The organism is Actinoplanes sp. ATCC 53533, from assembly GCF_003947245.1.
Genome location: NZ_QHHV01000052.1, coordinates 1 through 22,042, shown reverse-complemented (window position 1 = coordinate 22,042; position 22,042 = coordinate 1). Strand labels below are relative to the sequence as shown.

Sequence of the window (22,042 nt, the reverse complement as noted above, 5' to 3'; positions counted from 1 at the left end):
GCGTCCGGGATGCCGGGCGGTCCGGTCGTCCCGGCCGCCACGATGACCTCCCGACGAGATCGCCCGGAGGACACACCGTGACAGCACCCGCATCCCTGCCGACCGCCTCGTTGTGCGGAATCTGCGGAGGAGGACCGGCCGCGTTCGCCTCCTTTCGCGCGGTGATCGTCATCCTGATCGGCTTCAGCAGCCAGACCCGGGCAGGCTGGTTCTGCCGCGACTGCGGGCTGACGATCTTCCGCGAGCAGCAGAAGTTCTCCCTGGCCGCCGGCTGGTGGGGCATCCCGGCCCTGGTCACGATGATCGCTCTGCTGACGAACGCGAACGAGGTCGACAAGATCAGGCGGCTGCCGGCGCCGCGCCACCCGGCCGAGCCGCCGGCCGGGGCCGGCACCCGATACGGCCGCCCGCTGCGCCCGGGCAAGCCGGTGCCGCACAGCCCGGTCATCGCGATCCCGATCATCCTCTTCGGACTCCTGCTGGTCCTCTGCTGCGGTCCCCGCTTCCTCTACTGACCCGCCGCGCCACTCCTGGCCGGCTGCGCCTCGGGCGGTATTGTGCCGCTCGATGGACGAGACGGCGACGACGGTGACCACCCTCGACGGGCTGGGCCGGCTGCTGCGGGAGCTGCGCCGCCGTCAGGCCCGGCACCACGGCGGGTCGCCGGCCACCTACCGCGACCTGGCCGCCGCCACCGGCTGGTCACACGGCGTCGTCGGCGCCTACCTGTCCGGCCAGGTGCTGCCGCCCACCGACCGCTTCGACGTGCTGATCCGGCTCCTCGGCGCCACCCCGGCCGAGCAGGGCCGGCTCGCCACCGCCCGGGACCGGGTCGAGGAGGGCCGCCGAGCGGTCCTGGCGCCCCCACCGGGACCACGCCAGCTCCCGTCGGCGCTGCCGGCCTTCGCCGGCCGCGCCGAAACCCTGGCCGGCCTGGACCGCTGGCTCGGCCACGCGGGCCACGGCGTGGTGGCCATCTCCGGTACGGCCGGAGTCGGCAAGACGACGCTGGCGATCCACTGGGCGCACCGCCTCACGGACCGTTTCCCGGACGGTCAGCTGCACCTGAACCTGCGTGGATTCGACCCCACCGCCGCCCCGGTGCCGCCTGCCGACGCGGTCCGGGAGGTCCTCGGCGCGCTGGGTGCCGAACCGGCCCGGATCCCGGCCGGCCTGGACGCGCAGGCCGCCCTGTACCGCAGCCTGCTGGCGGGCCGCCGGATGCTGGTGGTTCTCGACAACGCGGCGACCGCCGAGCAGGTCCGGCCGCTGCTGCCGGGAGGCCCGGGCTCGCTGGTCCTGGTGACCAGCCGCGCACAGCTCACCGGCCTGGTCGTGGCCGACGGCGCCCATCCCGTGCCCCTCGACCTGCTGCCGGCCGACGAAGCCCGGTGGCTGCTGACCGCCCGGGTCGGCGCCGACCGGATCACGACCGAACCGCGGGCAAGCGCACGGATCATCGCCGCCTGCGCCCGGCTGCCGCTGGCGCTCGCGGTCGTCGGGGCCCGCCTCGCGGTGCAACCGGCGCTGACGCTGGCGGCGCTCGCCGACGAGCTGGAGCAGGACCGCTTGACCACGCTGGACACCGGAGACCCGGCAGTCGACGTCCGGTCCGTGCTGTCGTGGTCGTACCTGCGGTTGTCACCGGACGCGGCCCGGATCTTCCGGCTGTGCGCGCTGCACCCGGGGCCCGAGATCGGCCTGGCGGCGCTGGCCAGCCTCGCCGGTCAGCCGCCGGCCGAAACCCGGCGGCTGGTCACCGAGCTGGTCCGGGTCAGCCTGGCGGACGAGCCCGGCCCGGGCCGCTACGTGCTGCACGATCTGCTGCGGGCGTACGCGGGAGAACTCGCCGCCGCGACCGACACCCAGGCCGAGCGGGCCCGGTTGCGCGACCACTATCTGCACACCGCGGCCGCCGCGGCGATGCGGCTGCACCCGGCCCGCCGGCCGATCCCGCTGCCGCCGCCGGCGGCCGGGGTGGTCCTGGCGGACGTGAGCGACGCGACCGCGTGGTTTCGCGCGGAGGGCCGCGTCCTGGTAACGGCGGTGCGGGACAGCGCCGACACCGGCGATGACCGGTACGCGTGGCAGCTGGCCTGGACCCTCGCCGACTTTCTCGATCGCGAGGGCCGCTGGCAGGAGTGGTTCGACACTCAGTCGACTGCCGCGGCGGCCGCCGAGCGGCTGGGTGACGAGTCGTGGCAGCTCTTCGCCCACCGCAGCGCCGCCGGTGCGACGATCCGGCTGCGCCGCTTCGGCCTCGGCCGCGAGCTGCTGGAACGCTCCGCACAGCTGGCGGCGGGGACCGGCGATCGGGTGGCCCAGGCACAAGCCGAGAACACCCTGGCCTGGCTGCTGGAACTGGAGGGCGACCCGGCCGCGGCGATCCCGCACGCCCAGCGGGCCGCGGAGCTGTTCGCGGCGGCGGGCGAGCACCGCTTCGCCGCCCGGGCAGTCAGCGGCACCGGCTGGTACGCGGCCCTGACCGGCGACTTCCACCGGGCGCTCGCGATCTGCACGCGGGCCCTGACCCAACAGCGAGAATTGGGCGACTCGGCCGGGCTGGCCGGGACGCTGGACAGCCTCGGCTACATCTGCGACAACCTGGGACAGCACCCGGCGGCGATCAGCTGGTACGGCGAGGCCGTCAGCACGTACCAGCAGGACTCCGACCGCGGGGGCGAGGCCGCCACCCGGGCCCGCCTGGCCACGACGCTGGCGAAAGCAGGCGACGCGTCCGGCGCCCGGACCGAACGAGAACTGGCCCTGGCGATCTTCGACGAGCTCGACCCGGAATCAGCCGCGGCGCTGCGCCGGGAGATGGCGGACGGCAGCTCCTGACGGCGGTCGCTATGATCGCGCCGGCGCGCACGCTGCGCCCTGGGCCGGTCGGCGAATCGGCCCAGCGGTCACGGACCGCTGGGCCGACCGCGTCCGGTCAGCGCTTCCAGGTGCGGGATGCGCTCGCCGCCGCGTTGCCGACCTTGTCGACCGCGCGGACCTGTACCTTCATCTTCTTGCCGTACTTGCTCACCTTGATCTTGAAGGAGTAGGCCGCCGCGGTGTCCTTCGCCACGACCTTGCCGTTGATCAGCAACTCGACTCTGTTGATCCCGCTCGCATCGCTCGCGGACACCTTGACGGTCACCGTCCCCTTGACCTTGGCACCGTTCTTGGGTCCGCTGGTGATCTTCACGGTGGGAGTCTTGTTGTCGGCGATCAGGGTGCGGCTATAGCTCCCCGAGTTGCCGGCCCGGTCGAACACCCGCCATCGCAGGGCCACGGCGCCGTTGGTCTTGCCGCTGGCGTATCTCACCGCGTACGGCGCGGTGGTGTCTCGTCCGATGTACTTGCCGTTGGCGTACAGCGCGGCGTAGGCCACGCCGGTGCCCGTGTCCGAAACGCCGGTCGCGGTGACGGTGACGGCACCCCGGAAGCGGGTGTTGTGCTTGGGGGTGGCGCCGGTGATCTTCGGCGCGACCGTATCCACTGTGGTGATCGAGGTGCCGGCACGGATCTCGCCGAATTCGGTGAAGTCGGTGGTGTTGGTCTGCCGGGCTCCCCTGGTGAGGCTGTAGGCCAGTGCCGAGGCGCTTGCATTCGGGTATTTCGATTTCATCAGCGCGAGTGTCCCGGCGACGAGCGCCGCAGGTGGCCCGGTGCCGCAGAAGAGGTCCTCATATTCGGCTGGGTCGCCCAGAACCATGGCTGTCGTGCAGTACGGCGCGGCGACGTCCACCCATGCCGGCCCGTAGTTGGTCCCCCCGCAGGCAACGCCGATGCAGTAGATGTACGGCTCGCTTTGCGCGTTGGTCCCACCGACGCCGATCACTCCGCCGTACGCCGCCGGGTACAGCGGAATTTTGCTGAGCGTGTTGCCGGCCGGCGCGACCACCAGCGCGCCCTTCCGCTGGGCATACACCACCGCGTCCTGGAGCGGCTGGTTCCGGTTGTCAGCGATGACCCCGATGTAGATGATCTTCACGCCCCGGTCTGCCGCGTACACGATGCCGGCAGCCAGGTCGCTATCGGGGCCGGTACCGTTGGCATCGGTCACCTTGACCGGGAGGATCTTGCACGCCCAACAGACGCCCGCCATGCCGGCCCCGTTGTTGCCCCGGCCGGCGATGAGGGACGCCTCCGAAGTGCCATGGCCACGCGCGTCGGCGGCATCGGCATCGTCGTCGGCGAAGTCCCAGCCCGGCAGCACGGCGCCGGCGAGGTCACCGAGCGCGGTGACCCCGGTGCCCACCACGGCCACCGTCACCGAGGCAGACCCGGTGGTCACGCTCCACGCCTGCGGCACGGTGATCTGCGGGAGTTCGGGCTGGTAGGGATAGTAAGGGTCGTTGGGCGTCACAGCCGCGGCCCGCACCTGCCCGTCCTGCTCCACATATCTGACATTCGGAGCTGACCGCAGCGCGGCGGTCACCCGGGCCTGGTCGGCCCGGGGCACGGTCACCACCTGGGCGCCGACCTTGGCCAGCGACCCGTTGTCCTGCGCGCTCAGGCCGGCGTCCCGCAGGTGCTGGGCCATCGCCGTACGGCTGACCCCCGCCCGGTAGCCGATCACCAAGCGCGCCGGGCCGGTGGCCGGGGCGGCGGGCTCGACGCGGCGGGCCTCGGCCTCCGCGCGACTGCCCGGTTGTGACCCGGCTGCTGCCGCGTCAATCCGGCCGCTCATGTCGTCTCCGTCGTCGGCACGAGCCGGGCCGGGCGCGATCGCGACGGCAGCGAGCACCGTGGACGCCGCCAAACCGGCCGCGATCCGACGAGATGTATTTCTGAGCAAGACCGACCTCCTATAGCCATCGACGGTGCCGAGGCTAGGGGGACGATGACCATCTCGAGGCCAACGTTGGACACCGTTGGACAGCGTGCACGGGGTTGAACCGTTCGGCCAGGTGCCGCCGGTCCTACCCGCCAGATCTCCCGCCGGCCAACGGAATCAGCAGCCGACGGCGAACCGTGAGGTGATGCGCGGGGCTCTCGATCTCGTCGACCTGGGCGCGCTGTCAGGCACATCAGCGGGGCGACCATCGCGCTACGCCCGGAGGTGGCGGACCGCAGCTCCTGAATTGTCGTCGCAAGACTGCACGCACCCGCACTGATGCGAGTCGCCCGCCGCAGCCCTGCGCCCGCGCGGCGGATGCCGAAACGATCAGGTCTGCTCGAAGAGGACCTCCCTGGTGCGCGGGTCGGCCTGGGTCAGGCGGACCTGGATGCGGTCACCGAGCGGGAGCTCGCCCAGGCAGCGAGCCTGCACAGCCGGGTCGTCAATCGCGACCTTGCCGCCCCGGGGACGCCTGTTGCCAGGCTTGCCGCCTCGGGAGGCACCCGGCTCCTGCTCCGGCGCGGGGTCCGGGCGGATCTCGTCGACGTCGAGGACGCCGGCGTCGAAGGTCTCCCCCACCCGGTGGGCGAGCAGGACAGCCTCGGCCAGGGCCACCGCGCCACGGTCGGCGGCGGAGGCCACCCGGTCGGTCGTCGCCATGCATTTCGGCAGGCGGGGCAGCGCCTCGCGCGCCCACTGCGGCACCTCGCGCTCCTCGTGCAGAGCCAGGCAGACCTCGGTCGCGTAGCGATCCGCGAGGCGGCGCAGCGGTGCCGTCACGTGTGCATAGGGCGCGCCCACCCCGCCGTGGCCGGTCTCCGCCGGCCGTTCCTTGTCGAAGGCCGTGTAGCCCGCGCCGCGCAGCAGCTCTGCCGCCTGGTTGAGGAAGGCGGCGCCGCGGGGACTCGCCGGGTCGACCGAGGCCACGACCGCGCCGACGGAGGCCTGGTCGGGCCAGGACACGTCGAGGGAGGCGGCCGCGGCGCGGAGCTTGGTCACCGCCTCGGGGCGGGCCGCCGGCATGGTGCGGAGCAGCCCGATCTCGCCGTCGAGCATGAGCCTGGCCGCGGCCATGCCGGTGAGCAGGGAGATCTGCGCGTTGTGCTCCTCGACGGCCAGCGGCGCACGCAGCACCAGCTGCCAGCCGTCGCCGTGCGGCTCGACCTCCTGCTCGGGCAGCGGCAGGTTGACCGCGCCGCGGTCGGCGGCGCGGCGGGCCAGCAGCTTGCCCAGCTCGGGCAGCAACGCGATCGGATCGGGGGCGGCACCGGCGTCGACGGCACCCTGCAGGCCGACGTAGTCGAGCTTGGCCCGGCTGCGCACCCGCGCGCGCTCCAGGGCGATGCCGACGAGCTCGCCGTCGGCGTCCAGGTCGATGGTCCACAGCACGGCGGCGCGGTCGACGTCGGGCAGCAGGCTCACCACGCCCTCGCTGAGCACCGGCGGGTGCAGCGGGACCTTGCCGTCCGGGAAATAGATCGTCTGGCCGCGCACCCAGGTCTCGGCCTCGAGCGCGCCACCCGGCCGCACATAGGAGGCGACGTCGGCGATGGCATAACGCACCCGGTAGCCACCGCCCGTGCGGCGGGTCAGCTCCATCGCCTGGTCGAGGTCACGGGAGGTGGCCGGATCAACGGTGACGAAAGGGATGTCGGTGCGGTCGGCGAGCGGCAACGCGGTGCCCGCCGCGGCCTGCTGCGCCTCTCGCATCGCGTCAGGCGGGAACTCGGCAGGTAGATCGAGCTCGCGGCGCAGCACGGAGAAGTCGATGCGTGGCGCCCACACCCGTTTGATCGGCACGGGTCATTCCTACCAGGCCGCACCGACATTTCCGCGGCCCGGCGTGACACGCACAAGGGCCGCGCCGAACACGGCGCGGCCCTTACGTCCCGGTTCCCCGGGGTCAGCGCTTCGCGGTGGCCCGGCGCGGCGAACCGGCGGCGGTAGGGACGCGGCCGTTGCCGGCGGCGGTGGAGACGCGACTGTTCCCGGCGGCGGTGGCCTTGCGGGCGGCGGCGGGCGTGGCGGCACTCTTGACCCGGCCGGCGTTCGTGGCCGAGGTCTTGGTCATGCCGGCGGGCTTGGCGTTGGCAGCCTTGCCGGTCCCGGTCCCGGTCCCGGTCCCGGTCCCGGTCGCCCGCACGTTGGCGGCGGCCGCGTTGCCGGTACTGCGTGCGGCGGTCTTCGCGGCGGTCCGTTTAGCGGCGGCTTCCTTCGCGGCGGTCCCCTTCGCAGCGATCCCCTTCGCAGCCACCGCCGAGGAGTTGGCCGCGTCGGCGGACTTCACGACACCGGCCTTGACCGCGGCCGGAGCCTGCTCCGCCGCGGACTTCGCCTTACCAGCGATGGACTTCGCGGTGGTCGACTTGGCTGCCGCCTTCGTCGCCGCGGACTTGGCGATCGTCGCCTTACCAGCGACAGATTTCGCGACGGGCTTCGTCGCGGCAGACCTGGATACCGTCGCCTTACCAGCGACAGGCTTCGCGGCGGCCTTCGCCGCGGCAGACCTGATTGCCGTCGCCTTACCAGCGACAGGCTTCGCGACGGCCTTCGCCGCGGCAGACCTGGATACCGTCGCCTTACCAGCGACAGGCTTCGCGACGACGGGCTTGACCGCGGTCCTCGCGGCAGCGGACTTGGCCTCTGCCTTCGCCGCGGCGGAAATGGCCGCCGCCTTCGTCACCGCGGACTTGACCGCCGCCTTCGTCGCCGCGGACTTCGCCGTCGTCGAGCGAGCCGAGGCAGAGCCCGCAGCCATCGGGCGAGCCGAGGCCGAGTTGGCAGCCGTCGAGCGAGCCGGGGCCGACTTGGCAGCCGCCGGACGAGCCGAGGCCGACTTAGCAGCCGCCGGACGAGCCGATGCCGACTTGGCAGCCGCCGGCTTGGCGCCAGCCGACCTGGCCGAGCCCGACCGGGCGGTGCCCGACGTCGCCGCAGCCGACCTGGCGGCGATGGGCTTGGCGGCACTAGACCTGGTAGTGGATTTGGCAGCGGAACGCGCGGCCGAAGAGGCGGCACCACGGGTCGCGGCCGGCTTCGCCGGGGTCTTCTTGACCGCGACCGTGCTCGCGGAAGCCTTCTTCGCCATGCCGCCCTTGGCCGAGCCGGCCACCTTCGCGGATGCGGGCTTGGCGGCAGACCGCGCAGTGGCCGACTTGGTAACAGGCACCTTCTTCGCGGCAGCACCGGACTTGACCGCGGCGAGAGGCTTGGCAGCGGTGCCGACAGACTTGGTCGTGCCACCGGACTTGGCAGCGGCAACCGGCTTCCCGGAGGTCGTGGCAGTCGCGGTCTTAGCGGTCGCGGTCTTAGCGGTCGCGGTCTTGGCAGTCGCGGTCTTGGCTGTCGCGGTGTCGGCGGACCGCGCGGTCACAGTCCGAACCGCGGCCGACGTCGCGGCAGCGGTCCGCTTGGGAGCGGCAGAAGCCTTGGCAGCGGCAGAAGCCTTGGCAGCGGCAGAAGCCTTGGCAGCGGCAGAAGCCTTGGCAGCGGCAGAAATCTTGGCAGCGGTAGAAGTAGCGGTAGAAGCTTTCGTAGCGACCGGGGACGCGGCGACCCGCGCGCTTCTGGCGCCGGTCGTGGCGGCCCGGGTCGGGGCCTTCTTGGGCACGGCCATGGGGAAGTTCCTCCTTGCGAATGACTGCGGGCTCGTCTCCGCCTGGAGACTGCAGGATTCCGGCTTGGACACAGGGGTCGAGCCGGCCTAGCTGACCTCCCCGGTCCAGCGGGCATCCTCGGCGTCCCACGTCGCATTGCGTTTCTCGACGGTCTCGAGCGCCCGCGTGGCGTCGTCAGCGGAGGCGTACGGGCCGAGCCGGTACTGAGCAGGACATACGTCGTCCCCAGCCTCGACCCGGTTGTGGCGGAGGCACCAGAAGTAGCCGCCGCCGGGCCCACTGTCGTTCATGCAATCACTGTGCACCTCAAACCGGCCATGCGCTACCGATTCAGGCAAAAAGCCCGTTTTTTCCATAGTGGAATGTCGGAAAGACCCCCCGAAGGAACGACAAAGCCCGCCTCACCCAAGGGCGAGGCGGGCCGACGGAACCCCAACGGCAGGCGGGACTCAGAGCGCCGCAGCCACCAGCTCGGCCACCTGGACCGCGTTGAGAGCCGCGCCCTTGCGCAGGTTGTCGCTGGAGAGGAAGAGCGCGAGACCGTTGTCGACCGTCTCGTCGGCGCGGATCCGGCCGACGAACGTCGGGTCCCGGCCGGCCGCCTGCAGCGGCGTCGGCACGTCCGACAGCTCCACACCGGGGGCGGCAGCCAGCAGCTCGCGCGCGCGCTCCGGCGTGATCGCCCGGGCGAACCGCGCGTTCACCTGCAGCGAGTGGCCGGTGAAGACCGGGACGCGGACGCAGGTGCCGGAGACCTTCAGCCCGGGGATGCCCAGGATCTTGCGGCTCTCGTTGCGGAGCTTCTGCTCCTCGTCGGTCTCGCCGAGGCCGTCGTCGACGATCGAGCCGGCCAGCGGCAGGACGTTGAACGCGATCGGCCGGGTGAACGAGCGCGGCGCCGGGAACTCGACCGCGCTGCCGTCGAAGGCCAGCTCGGCGGCCCGGTCCGCGACCTTCTTGATCTGCTCGTCGAGCTCGGCGACGCCGGCCAGCCCGGCGCCGGAGACCGCCTGGTACGTCGTGGCGACCAGCGCGACCAGCTCGGCCTCGTCGTGCAGCGGGCGCAACACCGGCATCGCGGCCATCGTCGTGCAGTTCGGGTTGGCGATGATGCCCTTGGGGCGCCGTGCGATGGCGTCCGGGTTCACCTCCGCCACCACGAGCGGGACGTCCGGGTCCATCCGGTACGCCGACGAGTTGTCGATCACCACGGCGCCCGCCTCGGCGACCTTCGGGGCGTACTCCTTCGAGCTGGCCTTGCCCGCCGAGAACAGGACTATGTCCAGCCCGCGGTAGTCGGCCGTGGCCGCGTCCTCGACGGTCACTTCGCCGTCGCCCCAGGACAGGGCGCGCCCGGCGGAACGCGCGGAGGCGAAGAGCCGGAGCTGGTCAACGGGGAACTGGCGCTCGGCCAGGATGCGGCGCATGACGCCACCGACCTGCCCCGTCGCCCCTACGATGCCGATCCTCATGGCCACAAAACTACGGCCTACCAGCCACCGCGCGAAATCAGGTATTCGACATCGTCCCATATAGCAGGAAGATGCTCCCGATATGCGAGACGCGGCCGTAGCTTCGGTGCATGGCTGCTGTCTACACCCACGGGCATCACGAGTCGGTCCTGCGCTCGCACCGCTGGCGCACCGCAGAAAATTCGGCGGCATATCTGCTGCCACGGCTGAAATCCGGCGACACCCTGCTGGACATCGGCTGCGGCCCCGGCACCCTCACCGCGGACCTCGCGACGCGGATCACACCCGGGCGGGTCACCGCCCTCGAGACCACCGGGCAGGCGCTGGATCTGGCCCGGGCCGAGATCGGCCGGCGCGGGCTGAGCACCGTCGACTTCGCCGTCGGCGACGTGCACGCGCTCGACTTCGCCGACGACACCTTCGACGTCGTGCACGCCCACCAGGTGCTCCAGCACGTGGGGGATCCGGTCACCGCGCTGCGCGAGATGCGGCGGGTGACCAAGCCGGGCGGGGTGATCGCGGTACGCGACAGCGACTACGCCGCGTTCGCCTGGTTCCCCCGGCTGCCGGAGCTGGACGAGTGGCTGGACCTGTACCGGCGCATCGCCCGTGGCAACGGCGGCGAGCCCGACGCCGGACGCCGGCTGCTCTCCTGGGCCCATGCCGCCGGCCTGACCGATGCGATCGCGACGTCGAGCACGTGGTGCTTCGCGACGCCCGAGGACCGCCAGTGGTGGGGCGGCATGTGGGCCGACCGCATCCTCAAGTCCGACCTGGCGCGACAAGCACGGGAGGAAGGCGCGGACATCCAAAAGATCTCCGAGGCCTGGCAGGCGTGGGCCGCCCACCCCGACGGCTGGATATCCCTGCTACACGGCGAGCTGATCTACACAAAGGGCTAGACGGACTTCGGTTTGTAGGCCCAGTGCCACGGCTCGCGCGGCGTGTTCTCCACGAAGCCGTACTTCTCGCCGTTGGCGCGCACCCACGCCTGCGCCTTGTTGTTCAGGTCGAGGTCGGTGGCCATGCCCCAGCCGTGCTCGCTGGTGCCGGGCTTGGCCGCCAGCCCGCCCTGCGAGTAGAGGCCCTTGCGGCGAGCGACGTCGACCTGCTCGTCGAACGAGCGGTACGAGTCGGTGATCCCGATCGTCACGCCCTGCGCCTTGGCGTCGGAGATCATCCGGTTCAGCGACTCGGCCGCCGGCGCCCAGAGCTTGTGGTTGGTGTTGCCCACCTTCTCCAGCGCGTTCGCCGGGATCTTGCCGTTGCCGTAGCCGACCAGCTCGGTCGGGATGCCCTTGCTGTTCAGCGAGTACGACTTCGCCACGCCCGCGGACGACTGGGTTCCCATGGCGTCCGCGAGCGCGGTGGCGAAGCTGCCGGCCGGCGCCGAGGTGCCCGACGCGGCCGACGCTGTCCTCGTCGCCGTGGCCTGCTGGGTCTGCATCGCGATCATCCGGCTCTGGATATCGGCGATGCGGCTGTTGACGGCCTCGATCCCCACAGCGATACACCTCCGTGCTCGACGGCATGTCGCACTACCGTTCGGCGCAACGGAAAAATGACTGAGCGGAAACCCGAAGTCAGACAGCCAGCGGCAGGTCGATGGTGTGCGCGGTGTGCGCGACCTTGGCCTGTAGGTAGCGCACGTTGGCGTCCGAGGCGTGCACCTTGGTCGGCACCACGGTGCGCACATCGACCCCGTACGAGCGCAGCTGCGAGGGTTTGTCCGGGTTGTTGGTGAGCAGGTCGACCGCGCCGACGCCCAGCGCGGAGAGCATCTGCGCCGCGGCGGTGTAGTCCCGCTCGTCGTCGGCGTGCCCGAGCGCCCGGTTCGCCTCGTACGTGTCCATGCCCAGGTCCTGCAGCGCGTACGCGTCGAGCTTGGCGTAGAGCCCGATGCCGCGACCCTCCTGGCGCAGGTACAGCAGGAAGCCGCCGACGCCGGCGATGCGCTCGACGGCCTCACGTAACTGCGGGCCGCAGTCGCAGCGCTCGGAGCCGAACACGTCACCGGTGAGGCACTCGGAGTGTGGGCGCACGAGCGGCACCTCCGCGCCGAAGGCGTCGCCGAGGGCGAGCGCGAGGTGCTCCTTGCCGTCGGCGAGGCCGTCGAAGGTGATGACCTCGGCCGTCGTGGCGTACCCGTCCGCGAACTTCAGCGGCACGGCGACCCGGCTGCGAATACCCAAAGACATGAGACCCTGCTCCCTAAGCACTTGACGCTTCAAGTACGGGATTGACCATACGCCGCACTTGTTAAAGGAACCACGAGCCATACGTCACAACGGATCAAGAAATTGCCGGGGGAATCGGGACGGGCTCGCGGTGCTCGTTGCCCTCGATGCGGTCCTTCAGCTCCAGATCGACCCCGCTGGTGCGGTCCGCGCGGTTCGGCAACAGGTTCGTGACCAGCACGAGGAGGCACCCGCACCCGGCGTAGAGGGCCAGCACGAGCAGGTGCCGGCCGATCGGTCCGGCCGGAAAATAAAGATTGTCGCGGACCGCCTGCACGCCGGCGCCGGTCGGCAGGTTCTCGCCGAGGTAGCGGCCGAACGTGGGGAGGAACTCCGGCAGGATGCTCGCGCCCGAGATGACGGTGCCCACGGTGAAGTAGAGGGCGCCGAGGAGCGCGCCGGCCGGGCCGAACAGGGCCACCGCGCCGGCGGTCGAGCCGGTGACGGCCAGCGACATCAGCGCGAAGATGCCGAACATCTCCGCGAGGTCGGCGTCGGCGCCGACCCCGAACCAGGTCATCGACCAGAGCACCACGGCGGCCGAGCCCAGCGCGTACACGATCAGGGTGCTGAGGTGGCCCAGCGCGCGCTTCCAGGAGCGCCGGGTGCGCGGGATCAGCCGGCCCAGGCCGATCGAGGCGATGGTGCCGCCGAGGGCGAGCGCCTGGGTGAGGAAGCCGAGCGAGGCGCCGTTGACGTCGTCGGCGGGCAGCGGCACCACGTCGGTGACGGCCGGGGCCGCGGCGATCGCCTCGGCCCGCGCGACGGAGATCGTGTCGCCCTGCTCGGCCAGCGCCGCGAGCTGCTGGGCGTTCTGCTGACCGACGACCGAGGTGTAGGTGCCGCGCAGCAGGCCGGCGGCGGCCTGCCCGGCGGCGGAGGCGAGGTAGAGATGCGGCTGCGCGGCGCTCGCGTCGACCCCGCCGTACACCTCTCGGCTCTCGATCCCCGACCGCAGATCCGCGACGTCGGCGTAGTCACTCACCGCGAAGACCCCGTCGCGCTCCAGCAGATCGACGATCGCCGCCCGCTTGGCGGCGGGCGCGATCAGGCCCACCGGTACGTCGTGCGGGGTGGCCTTGTGCCCCATCCCGAGGTAGTACGCGGTCAGCGCGAGCTGCACCGCCACCCCGACGAGGCAGACCACCAGGGCGAACCGGCGGAACTGACGAACCGACTGAATATGGTGGTCTTCGGGCACTCAACCAGCATCGCGGAGATCGCCGGGCGGGCGCAGGTGATCGTCGATCATGGTGAGCAGCGCCCGCGCGGCCGCGCTGGGCGCGCGGACCGCCGAGGTGGCGATCCCGAGCGGCCAGTCCAGGTCCGCCTCCGCGACGGGCAACACCACCAGATCCACTTCATCCGGTACGGCGAAGCGCGGCAGGATCGCGACGCCGAGCCCGTGCCGGACGAAGCCGGCCCCGGTGCTGATGTCGATGACCTCCAGCGACACCTGCCGGTCCACGCCGGCCGCCGCGAAGGCCCGGTCGATCACCGTACGGTTGCCGTAGCCGATCGGGAAGTCCACGAACCGCTCGTCCGCGAGATCGGCGATCCGCACCGCCGGCGCGGCCGCGAGCCGGTGCCCGGCCGGCACCACCAGCTCCATCGGCAACCGGAGCAACTGCCGAAGGTGGACACCGGCCGGCGGGCGGCCGGGCACGGAGACCAGGGCCAAGTCGAGGCTGCCGTCGGTCAGCGCGTCCACCAGGCCCGCGGAGCCCCGGGTCGAGACCGTCAGTCGCAGGGTGACGCCCGGGTGGGTCCGGTGGAAGCGGCCCAGCAGCGCGGGCAGGTCGACGAGGCCGATCGCGGTCAGCGTGCCGATCCGCAGGGTGCCCCGCAACCCGCCGCTGACCTCGTCCACCGCGTCGCGGGCCGCCCGCGCGGCGTCGAGCGCGGCCCGGGCCCGGGGCAGCAGTGCGGCGCCGGCGTCGGTGAGCGCGACCCGCTTGGAGGTGCGTTCCAGCAGCGGCGCGCCCAGTTCGTGCTCGAGCGCCTTGATCGCGGCGGAGACCCCGGACTGCACCACGTGCAGGCGGGCGGCGGCCCGGGTGAAGCTGCCCTCCTCGGCGACGGCGACGAAGTAGGCGAGGTGACGGAACTCCATGCCCCAACTATCGCATTCGGTGATAGTTGCCAGCACAATCCTTCGTTGCACATGATGCTTGGGCCGACGCAGGCTCGTGGCATGACCGTTACCGCCGTACCCCAGTCACCGGAGACCCGGCGCGGCTCCGCCCGCCACGGCACCGGATTCTGGCTGATCGCCGCCGTCTTCGCGATCTCGATGGCGTTCTCCACGGTGCCCACCCCGCTCTACCCGATCTACCAGCGGCAGGACGGCTTCACCCCGTTCACCGTGACGGTCGTCTTCGCCGTCTACGCCGTCGGCGTCGTCACCAGCCTGCTGCTGGCCGGCCACGTCTCCGACTGGGTCGGCCGCAAGCGGGTGCTGCTGCCCGCGCTCGGCCTCGAAGCCGTCGCCGCGGTGCTCTTCGTCGTCTGGCCGGCCCTGCCCGGCTTGCTGATCGCCCGGTTCGTCACCGGCCTCGGCGTCGGCATGATCACCGCTACCGCCACGGCGTACCTGTTGGAGCTGCACGCCATGCACCGGCCGCACGCCGGGCGTGGCCGCTTCGAGCTGATCTCCGCCGCGGCGAACCTGGGCGGGCTGGGCACCGGCACCCTGGTGGCCGGGGCGCTGGCGCAGTTCGTCGACGCTCCGCTGCGTACCCCGTATCTGGTCTTCCTGGTCCTGCTCGCGCTCGGCGCGGTCGCCGTCGCGGCCACGCCCGAGACGGTCGTCGCGCCCGCCGTCACTCCCCGCTACCGCCCGCAGCGGATCCGCGTCGCCGCGGCCGACCGGGCCGGCTACGCTGTCGCCGCCGCCGGCGCGTTCGCGGGTTTCGCCGTCTTCGGCCTGTTCACCTCGCTGGCGCCCAGCTTCGTCGCCGGCTCGCTGCACCACCCCGGACGGCTGCTCGCGGGCATCGTGGTGTTCCTCGTCTTCGGCGCCGCGGCCGCCGCCCAGGCCGGGTCCAACCTGCTCAGCCCCGCCCGGCGGTTCCCCGCGGGCCTGGCCGCCGAGGCCGCCGGCCTGGTCGTGCTCGGCGCCGGGATGCACCTGTCCTCGCTGGCGCTCTTCCTCGTCGGCGGCGCGGTCGCCGGCGGCGGCGCGGGCCTGCTCTTCAAGTCCGCGGTCGGCGCCGTCGCCGCGATGGCCGCCCCCGCGGTCCGCGGCGAGGCCCTCGCCGGCCTGTTCCTGGTCGCCTACCTCGGCCTGATCGGCCCGGCGCTGGGCCTGGGCATCGCGACCCACTATCTGCCCGCGACCACGGCGATGCTCTGGTTCAGCGGCTTCCTGCTGGCCCTGCTGGGCGCGACAGCCCTCGCCGACCGGGCCGCCCGCGCCCAGGGGGCTGGCGGATCATGACGGCCTGCGGCGCGGTCCAGCTTCCGCCAGACACCCCTGGCGGCCCCGCTCAGGCAAGATCGGCGGGGTTCGTGTTCGCGCCGCAGAGCAGCACCACGACCCGTTCCCCCGGCTCCGGCACGTAGGCGCCCGAGGCCAGCGCGGCCTGGGCGGCGGCGGTGCCGTGCTCGACGACGATCCGGTAGTCCTCCCACAACTGCCGCCGGGCCTCCACGATCGCCTGGTCGGCCACCAGCACGGACGGCAGTTTCGCCGCGGCCGCCGTCTCGTAGGCGATCGTCCCGGCCCGCCGCGCACCCAGCGAATCCGCCGCGACCCCGGAGACCGCGACGTCCACCGGGCCGCCCGCCTCGATCGCCGCGTGCAGGGCGGCGGAGGTGACCGGCTCGACCGCGACGACCCGGGCACGCTCCCGCAGGGCGGCGGCCACGCCGGCGATCAGGCCGCCCCCGCCGACCGCGACCAGCACCGTGTCGAAGCCGTCCGGGAGCTGGTCGATCAGCTCCAGCCCGAGGGTGCCGTTGCCGGCCACCATGTCCGGGTCGTCGTAGGCGTGGCAGAACAGCGCCCCGGTCACCTCGGCCTGCACGACCGCGGCCGCGTACGCCTCCGCATACTCGGTGCCGACCTGGGCCACCCGGGCACCGAGCTTGGCCAGCTTGGCGACCTTGACCGGCGGGGCGTTGACCGGCACGTAGATCTCGGCGGGCACGCCCAGCTCGCGGGCCGCGTACGCCGCCGCGAGCCCCGCGTTGCCGCCGGAGGCCGCGATGACGCCCGCGGCCGGCAGCCCGCGCTCGGCCTCGGCCAGGATCTTGTTGAACATGCCCCGGGTCTTGAAGGACCCCGCGTGCTGCAGAAACTCGAGCTTGAGCAGCGCCGGCCCGTCGCTGAGCACCGGCGTGCGCCGGATTCGCCCGGCGACCCGGCGGGCCGCCGCCTCGACCTCGCTGGTGGTAATCACCGATCAGTTCTACACGACGCCGGACCGGTACGGCGCGCCCACCGGTACGGCCTCACGTTCCCCCACGAGGCGCGCCAGATCCAGCAGGCGGTGCGCGAATCCCCACTCGTTGTCGAACCAGCCGCGCACCTGCACGCCGCCGTCGGCGCTGGTCTGGGTGCCCGACGGGTCGAACAGGCAGGACGCCGGGTTGTCCCGCACGTCCACCGACACGGTGGGATCGGGGTCATAGTCCAGCACCCCGCCCAGGAAGCCCGCCGCGGCGTCGGCCATCGCCCGGTTGACCTCGTTGCGGCTGACCGGGCGGTCGGTGAAACCGGTCAGCTCGGCCAGCGACCCGATCGGGGTCGGCACGCAGTAGTAGCTGTACCGCACCTTGCCGAGCTGCGGCAGCGCGACGCTCAGCAGGTCACCGGCGACGTGGTTGTGCGGAATGATGCTGCCGTGCACCGCCCGGCCCAGCCGCGGGTCGTCCCGGGACGAGCCGGTCATGGCGTCCTGCGCCTTCTGCCAGCTCTGGATCGCCAGCACCACCGAGGTGTGCACCGAGCGCAGCCCGAAGCGCTCCAGCAGGACCTTGGCCATCACCGCCAGCGCGTTCACGCCGCAGGAGGCGGGCGAGATGATGTCGTGCCGCATGGGGTCGTAGCGCTGATGGTTGGCGCCGAAGATCAGCACCGCGTCCGGGTCGTCCGCCGAGGCGCTGATCACGACCTTGCGGGCGCCGCCCCCGATGATGTGGTCGCGGGCGCTCGCGCCGTTGCGGAACCGTCCGGTGGCCTCGATGACCACGTCGACCCCGGCTTCCGCCCAGGGGATGCGACCCGGCTGCGACTCGTTGAACGCCCAGATCGGCTGGCTGTTGACGATGAGCCGGCCGGGAGCGGCGACCACCGTTCCGGGGAATCTTCCGCGCACGCTGTCGCGTTTGAGGCCGTACGCCAAACGGTCCACCGGGGCGATGTCGTTAATGGCTGCGACGGTGATTCCCAGCTCCGCCGAAGCACCGACAATGCGCATCAGGCTGCGGCCGATCCGACCGAAACCGTTGATGCCGATCGCGACACTCACCAAGGACTCCCTATGGCCGGGTTGCTCGACGGATGCACCGGGGAGCGACCTCCTGGAAGCGTACCCAGCAAGCACTCGCCGTTACACTGTAGACACTATGAGTGTGCAAGTTGCACGTCAACCCGGGGCGGGGTCACGGCGAAACACGCAAGTCAGGCACCCCACCTGCCGATGGGCGAGGGAGTATACGGACCGGCGAATCCTTTCTGGACACTGCCCACCACCTGTAGTTTTGCGGAGCCGAGCCGGCGTCGGGGGCGACTCGGCCACCGGCAGCCGAGTAGTTTGCCCCGTCCGACGCCCGCGGCGGGCGGCCTCGCGGCCCGGTCACCCGGTGTATAACCCCACATCGGATCGTTCCCGACGAATCGGCACTTGCGCCGCTATACTGAACGCCACCCACCCGGCGGCGTATTGCCGAGCAATTCGAGCCCGATTCCGATCATCCGCAATTTCGATGGTCGACGGCCGCTTTGACCATTAAAACCCGTCCTCGGAGACGGCCACGACAAACGATTCCAAGCGGATCGCAATTCGCCATCCAACGCCGCCCGGCAAGCCGCGCCGAGCACTTCGGGAAACGATTGTTCGACTGATCTCGGGCCGGTCGGCAGTCCACCCGCCGCGCCGCGGCTCGGCTCGGTCCAGACCCGGTCAGTTACCACCGCCACAGCCGCCGCCACAGCCGCTGAAGCCGTCGTTCCCGGAGAAGCCGTCAACGGGGGGCGGGGGACGCCTGAGCCTCCACGTGCCGCTGCCGGGAGCCTTGCCGGATCCGCCGAGATGCTGCAGGCAGATGGTGCCCTTGAGCTCGTAGCAGATGCCGCGGCCACCGCAGTCGGCCAGATAGTGCCGCCCGCCCGCAACGGCGAGTTCCTGGTCCACGCGGAAGAGCACCGGCAGCGGCCGCACGCCGGCAAGCTCATCCTGCTGCGCGTACCGGAAGGTGGCCTGCAGGGCTCCCGGCCGACCATCGGCAGTCGTCGCCGGCTCCGGCGCGCGCGGCGGAACCCGCCCGAGCGCCGCACAGAACTCCGCATACTCCCGGGTCTGCAATACGAACTCGCGCCAGAAGTCGTCGACGATCACGGAAGGCATGGCAAGCCGCGCTTTGGGATGCCGGACGCCGAGCCGGAACCATTGCCGGGCGGCAGCCTCGACCGACCGAATGCCGTCGACGGTCAGTTCGCCGTGTTGCTGAACGAACCGCTGCCGGACGCTTCCGGGGAACTGGTAGTCGTCCACGGCGGCGAGCCGCCGACCGTTCTGCCGTAGTCCAAAGGTGGCCATGTACTCAGCGTGCGATCCCGTCACCGCAGCGTCAACACATAGCCCACTTCTGACACCACTCCCCCGGTCCGCCGGCCGCCCGGTCACCGTCGACTAACGTGATCGCCCCCGGCGTAGGCCGAACGTGGCAGAATGCGAACCGCGTCTTCCCATTTCAGAGGCCATCTGTGACGGTTGCGGCGATCCGTCGTCGCGCCTCCTTCACACGATCATGACTGCACCCGTCGTCCCACGAGACATCGACGCCTGGCGGGCGCGACCGACGATGATCCGGCTGCGAGACAGACCGGAAACGCGGTCGGCGTCCTGGCCCCCGGGCCATCGACTCCCGCGCGTCCCGGCGCGATCTGCCCGGCCGGGACCTGCGCCATCACCGACACGGCACGCCCGGCACCGGCGTCGGCGCCGAGACCGTTGTCGTCAACCGCCCGGCCGCTGCCGCCGCCGATTCTGACCGACATTCCTCACCGAGGTCACTGCGCTGCGCAGTCGTCGCGAGGGGGCGCTGATGAACGACGACGAGGGCATAGGCACCAGAATCCGGCGGTACCGCCGCTATCGCGGGATGAGTCTGGATCAGGCGGCCGGGCTGGCCGGCATCAGCAAGCCGTACCTGTCCCGGCTGGAGCGCGGGGAACGCTCGGCCGACTCGCGGTCCCTGCTGAACCGGATCTCGTCCGCGTTACAGGTGCCCGTGCCGGACCTGACCGGCCAGCCGTACGCCGTGCGCGGCCGGGCGCTCGCGGACACCCGGGCCGGGGTGAACGAGACCCGGCTCGCGCTGCTCGACCCGAGTGGGCCACTCCGGTCCGAGCAGGAGATCGCCGCCGTCGTCGACGGCCTCGACCTGCTGATGAACTCCTGCGACCTGGCCCGTCAGGCGCGGGTCATCCCGGACCTGCTGCGCTGGACTCAGCAGAGCGCCCTGACCCTGGGCACGACGGCGGCGTACGAGCGAGCCGTCATCGCCTCCTACGCCGCGATGTTCCTGATGCGCAACCTCGGCGAATTCGACCTGGCCTGGATGGCCGCCGAGCAGATGCGGGCGGCCGCGGAGAAGATCGGCAACCCGGCGACGCTCGGCTTCGTGGCGTACGCGCAGGCACACGCGCTGGCGGCGGCGGGCGCGCTGCGCCGGGCCCAGGCGGTGGCGCTGGCAGCGCAGGCGATGCACGCGGCCGGAGCGGAAGGGCTGGCCGCCCGCGGCTCCTGCCTGCTGGTGGCCGCCTCGACCAGCGCCACCCTGGGCGACGTCGACGACGCCCGAACCATGGTGGCGGACGCGGAGCGGCTGGCCGAACGGCTCGACGAGCCGGCCCTGATCGCCCGGCACGCCTCCTTCGCCACCTGGAACGTGACCATGCACCGGGTGTCGATCGAGGTCGAGGGCGGCAACCCCGCGGCGGCCCTCGACGCGGCCCGACCGCTCACCGAGAAGCCGGTACGCCACCACGAGCGGATGTCCTACCTCTGGGTGGACGTCGGCCGGGCCTTCAAGCAGCTGGACCGCCGCCCGGAGGCGATCGAGGCGTTCCGGCGCGCCGAGCGATCCGCCCCGTTGCGGGTCCGGCTCAGCCCCGTCGTCCGCAACAACGTCCGCGAACTGCTCGACAAGGGCCACCGGCGGACGGACGGCGCCGACCTGCGCGGCCTGGCCGAGCGGTGCGGCGTTCTCACCCAGTCCTAGCCGGGGTTGCCAAACAGGCAACTTTTCGGCCGCCGCGCGGACCCAAGCTGGGAACACCAGCACGGCATCGACCTTCGTCGGGCCGGCGGCTCTCCCGGAACCGACGAACCGGGCGAGCGAAAGCGTCGGCGCAGATGGCGTGCGATCCGTCAGTCCAACATCGGATGGAGAACTGACCATGAATACGACTCAGGCGAACGCTGCCCAGTGGAAGAAGAGCAGCCGCAGCAACGGCAACGGCGGCAACAACTGCGTCGAGGTGGCGCTGCTCGACGACGGCGCCGCGGTCCGGCACAGCAAGGACCCGGCCGGCCCGGTGCTCGTCTTCACGCACGCGGAGTGGGCCGCGTTCGTGGGCGGCACCAAGGACGGCGAGTTCGACATCGACGGCTGATCGCCGACCGGCATCACTGACACGATCATGGAGGAGCGGCGGCCATCCGGAGGCCGCCGCCTCACTCATCGCCGCCGGTGACCACCCAGGAGACCCGACATGACCTCGGCAGGGCCTGTGCTCTACGCCGTCATCTGCGGCGTCAGCAACGCCGCGAGCAGCTACGATTTCATCGCCGACGTCATCGCCGACGGCTGGCGGGTGTGCGTGATCACCACCCCGATGGGCGCCCGGTTCGTCGACACGGCACACCTGGCCGACCTCACCGGCCACCCGGTCCGATCGACGTACAAGAACCCCACCGACCCGGACATCCTCCCCCCGGCCGACGCGTACGTGGTCGCCCCGGCCAGCTTCAACACGGTCAACAAACTGGCCAACGGCATCAGCGACACCCTCGCCGTCGGCATCGTCTGCGAGGCGATCGGCAACCGCCAACCGATCATCGTCGCCCCATGGATGAACCGAGCCCTGGCCAACTACAGCGCCTACGCCCGCAGCATCCGCAGCCTGCAGGCCGACGGCGTCCGCGTCGTGCTCACCGACCAGACCAAACCGGGCGGCTCCCGCTGCGACGCGGGCGGCTCGTTCCCATGGACCGACGTGCTCGCCGAGGTCCGAAAAATCCCGGACGACCTCTCCAGCTGACGAGCTCGCCCTGTGGTTGATCTTGCCCCTGCCTCATGGGGCGCGCGCAGCCGACCCTCTCGGGGTTGACGGACGGAAGCTGCACGATAACCGAGCGTCATAGCTTGATCCGAGCTGCTCGGCAACGGAAAGCAATGAACAGATTGACAAATCATCTGTCAAGGACGGCCGCCGTCTCGCAAGTTTCGAGTTGCATCCCCGCAAGGAAGGAGATCATCATCACGCTACGTGTTGGCAGATTGATAGATCATCTGTTCAAGTTGACAGAAGTTCTGTCAACCGCCACGCTGGGTACATGCTGTTCCGTGCGCCCAGCCTCGACCCGGACGACCTTCGAGTCATCGAAGAAATCAACCAACTACGCCGCGAGCTGCGCATCTACCTCCACG

At 71.5% G+C, this 22,042-nt stretch carries 20 protein-coding genes; 8 read left to right on the top strand and 12 right to left on the bottom strand.

All coding sequences use genetic code 11. From position 1 onward, the window contains the following. Nucleotides 1-77: 77 nt before the first annotated feature. Together DMB66_RS18220 and DMB66_RS18215 are read left to right on the top strand one after the other, a co-directional pair. Nucleotides 78-515: a hypothetical protein gene (locus DMB66_RS18220; protein ID WP_125805290.1), complete on the top strand. Its 438-nt coding sequence runs from the start codon at nt 78-80 to the stop codon at nt 513-515. A gap of 52 nt (nt 516-567) precedes the next feature. Continuing rightward, a complete protein-coding gene (locus DMB66_RS18215; protein WP_125805289.1) occupies nt 568-2,841 on the top strand; it encodes a tetratricopeptide repeat protein in 2,274 nt (757 codons plus the stop codon). Nucleotides 2,842-2,938: 97 nt separating this feature from the next. On the opposite strand, the gene DMB66_RS18210 is transcribed toward DMB66_RS18215, so the two are convergent. The 3 genes from DMB66_RS18210 to DMB66_RS61215 form a co-directional block, all read right to left on the bottom strand. Beyond that, nucleotides 2,939-4,684 (bottom strand): S8 family serine peptidase, encoded by a 1,746-nt coding sequence (locus tag DMB66_RS18210; protein WP_125805288.1) that lies wholly within the window; start codon nt 4,682-4,684, stop codon nt 2,939-2,941. 477 nt (nt 4,685-5,161) lie between these two features. Next, a complete protein-coding gene (locus DMB66_RS18205; RefSeq protein ID WP_125805287.1) occupies nt 5,162-6,634 on the bottom strand; it encodes an RNB domain-containing ribonuclease in 1,473 nt (490 codons plus the stop codon). A gap of 103 nt (nt 6,635-6,737) precedes the next feature. Continuing rightward, nucleotides 6,738-6,905: a hypothetical protein gene (locus DMB66_RS61215; protein WP_158647267.1), complete on the bottom strand. Its 168-nt coding sequence runs from the start codon at nt 6,903-6,905 to the stop codon at nt 6,738-6,740. On the opposite strand from DMB66_RS61215, the gene DMB66_RS18200 reads away from it, so the two are divergent. After that, on the top strand, nt 6,904-8,541 hold the full coding sequence (locus DMB66_RS18200) for a hypothetical protein (protein WP_125805286.1): 1,638 nt from the start codon (nt 6,904-6,906) through the stop codon (nt 8,539-8,541). The genes DMB66_RS61215 and DMB66_RS18200 overlap by 2 nt on opposite strands. On the opposite strand, the gene DMB66_RS18195 is transcribed toward DMB66_RS18200, so the two are convergent. Beyond that, nucleotides 8,538-8,741, bottom strand: coding sequence for a hypothetical protein (locus DMB66_RS18195; RefSeq protein WP_125805285.1), 204 nt, complete (start codon nt 8,739-8,741; stop codon nt 8,538-8,540). The two genes, DMB66_RS18200 and DMB66_RS18195, sit on opposite strands and share 4 nt — an antisense overlap. 159 nt (nt 8,742-8,900) lie before the next feature. Next, complete coding sequence (locus DMB66_RS18190) at nt 8,901-9,923, bottom strand: aspartate-semialdehyde dehydrogenase (protein WP_125805284.1); 1,023 nt, start codon at nt 9,921-9,923, stop codon at nt 8,901-8,903. 110 nt (nt 9,924-10,033) lie between these two features. On the opposite strand from DMB66_RS18190, the gene DMB66_RS18185 reads away from it, so the two are divergent. Further along, nucleotides 10,034-10,825 (top strand): class I SAM-dependent methyltransferase, encoded by a 792-nt coding sequence (locus DMB66_RS18185; RefSeq protein ID WP_125805283.1) that lies wholly within the window; start codon nt 10,034-10,036, stop codon nt 10,823-10,825. Here DMB66_RS18185 and DMB66_RS18180 read toward each other — a convergent pair. The 4 genes from DMB66_RS18180 to DMB66_RS18165 all read right to left on the bottom strand — a co-directional run bounded on the left by DMB66_RS18180 (nt 10,822) and on the right by DMB66_RS18165 (nt 14,273). Continuing rightward, nucleotides 10,822-11,427, bottom strand: a complete 606-nt coding sequence (locus tag DMB66_RS18180; RefSeq protein ID WP_125805282.1) for a D-alanyl-D-alanine carboxypeptidase family protein — start codon at nt 11,425-11,427, stop codon at nt 10,822-10,824. The two genes, DMB66_RS18185 and DMB66_RS18180, sit on opposite strands and share 4 nt — an antisense overlap. Nucleotides 11,428-11,506: 79 nt before the next feature. After that, nucleotides 11,507-12,121, bottom strand: coding sequence for a GTP cyclohydrolase II (gene ribA / locus DMB66_RS18175; protein ID WP_125805281.1), 615 nt, complete (start codon nt 12,119-12,121; stop codon nt 11,507-11,509). A gap of 94 nt (nt 12,122-12,215) precedes the next feature. Beyond that, nucleotides 12,216-13,361: an ABC transporter permease gene (locus DMB66_RS18170; protein ID WP_125805280.1), complete on the bottom strand. Its 1,146-nt coding sequence runs from the start codon at nt 13,359-13,361 to the stop codon at nt 12,216-12,218. Next, nucleotides 13,362-14,273, bottom strand: a complete 912-nt coding sequence (locus DMB66_RS18165; RefSeq protein WP_125805279.1) for a LysR family transcriptional regulator — start codon at nt 14,271-14,273, stop codon at nt 13,362-13,364. Nucleotides 14,274-14,354: 81 nt separating this feature from the next. Here DMB66_RS18165 and DMB66_RS18160 point away from each other — a divergent pair, with 81 nt between their 5' ends. Beyond that, nucleotides 14,355-15,599 (top strand): MFS transporter, encoded by a 1,245-nt coding sequence (locus tag DMB66_RS18160; protein ID WP_125805278.1) that lies wholly within the window; start codon nt 14,355-14,357, stop codon nt 15,597-15,599. Between the two features lie 49 nt (nt 15,600-15,648). On the opposite strand, the gene DMB66_RS18155 is transcribed toward DMB66_RS18160, so the two are convergent. The 3 genes from DMB66_RS18155 to DMB66_RS18145 all read right to left on the bottom strand — a co-directional run bounded on the left by DMB66_RS18155 (nt 15,649) and on the right by DMB66_RS18145 (nt 18,924). Continuing rightward, nucleotides 15,649-16,563, bottom strand: coding sequence for a serine/threonine dehydratase (locus tag DMB66_RS18155; RefSeq protein WP_125805277.1), 915 nt, complete (start codon nt 16,561-16,563; stop codon nt 15,649-15,651). Between the two features lie 9 nt (nt 16,564-16,572). Beyond that, a complete protein-coding gene (locus tag DMB66_RS18150; RefSeq protein WP_125805276.1) occupies nt 16,573-17,634 on the bottom strand; it encodes a type I glyceraldehyde-3-phosphate dehydrogenase in 1,062 nt (353 codons plus the stop codon). Nucleotides 17,635-18,288: 654 nt separating this feature from the next. Beyond that, a complete protein-coding gene (locus DMB66_RS18145; RefSeq protein WP_125805275.1) occupies nt 18,289-18,924 on the bottom strand; it encodes a hypothetical protein in 636 nt (211 codons plus the stop codon). Between the two features lie 508 nt (nt 18,925-19,432). On the opposite strand from DMB66_RS18145, the gene DMB66_RS18140 reads away from it, so the two are divergent. From DMB66_RS18140 to DMB66_RS18130, 3 genes are all read left to right on the top strand, one after another. Beyond that, on the top strand, nt 19,433-20,611 hold the full coding sequence (locus DMB66_RS18140; RefSeq protein WP_125805274.1) for a helix-turn-helix domain-containing protein: 1,179 nt from the start codon (nt 19,433-19,435) through the stop codon (nt 20,609-20,611). 178 nt (nt 20,612-20,789) lie between these two features. Further along, nucleotides 20,790-21,005 carry a DUF397 domain-containing protein gene (locus tag DMB66_RS18135; RefSeq protein ID WP_125805273.1) on the top strand — a complete coding sequence of 72 codons (216 nt, stop codon included), beginning with the start codon at nt 20,790-20,792 and terminating at the stop codon, nt 21,003-21,005. Nucleotides 21,006-21,104: 99 nt separating this feature from the next. Continuing rightward, the gene (locus DMB66_RS18130) at nt 21,105-21,653 is read left to right on the top strand and encodes a flavoprotein (protein WP_125805272.1); all 549 of its coding nucleotides are present in this window, start codon (nt 21,105-21,107) and stop codon (nt 21,651-21,653) included. Nucleotides 21,654-22,042: the final 389 nt, after the last annotated feature.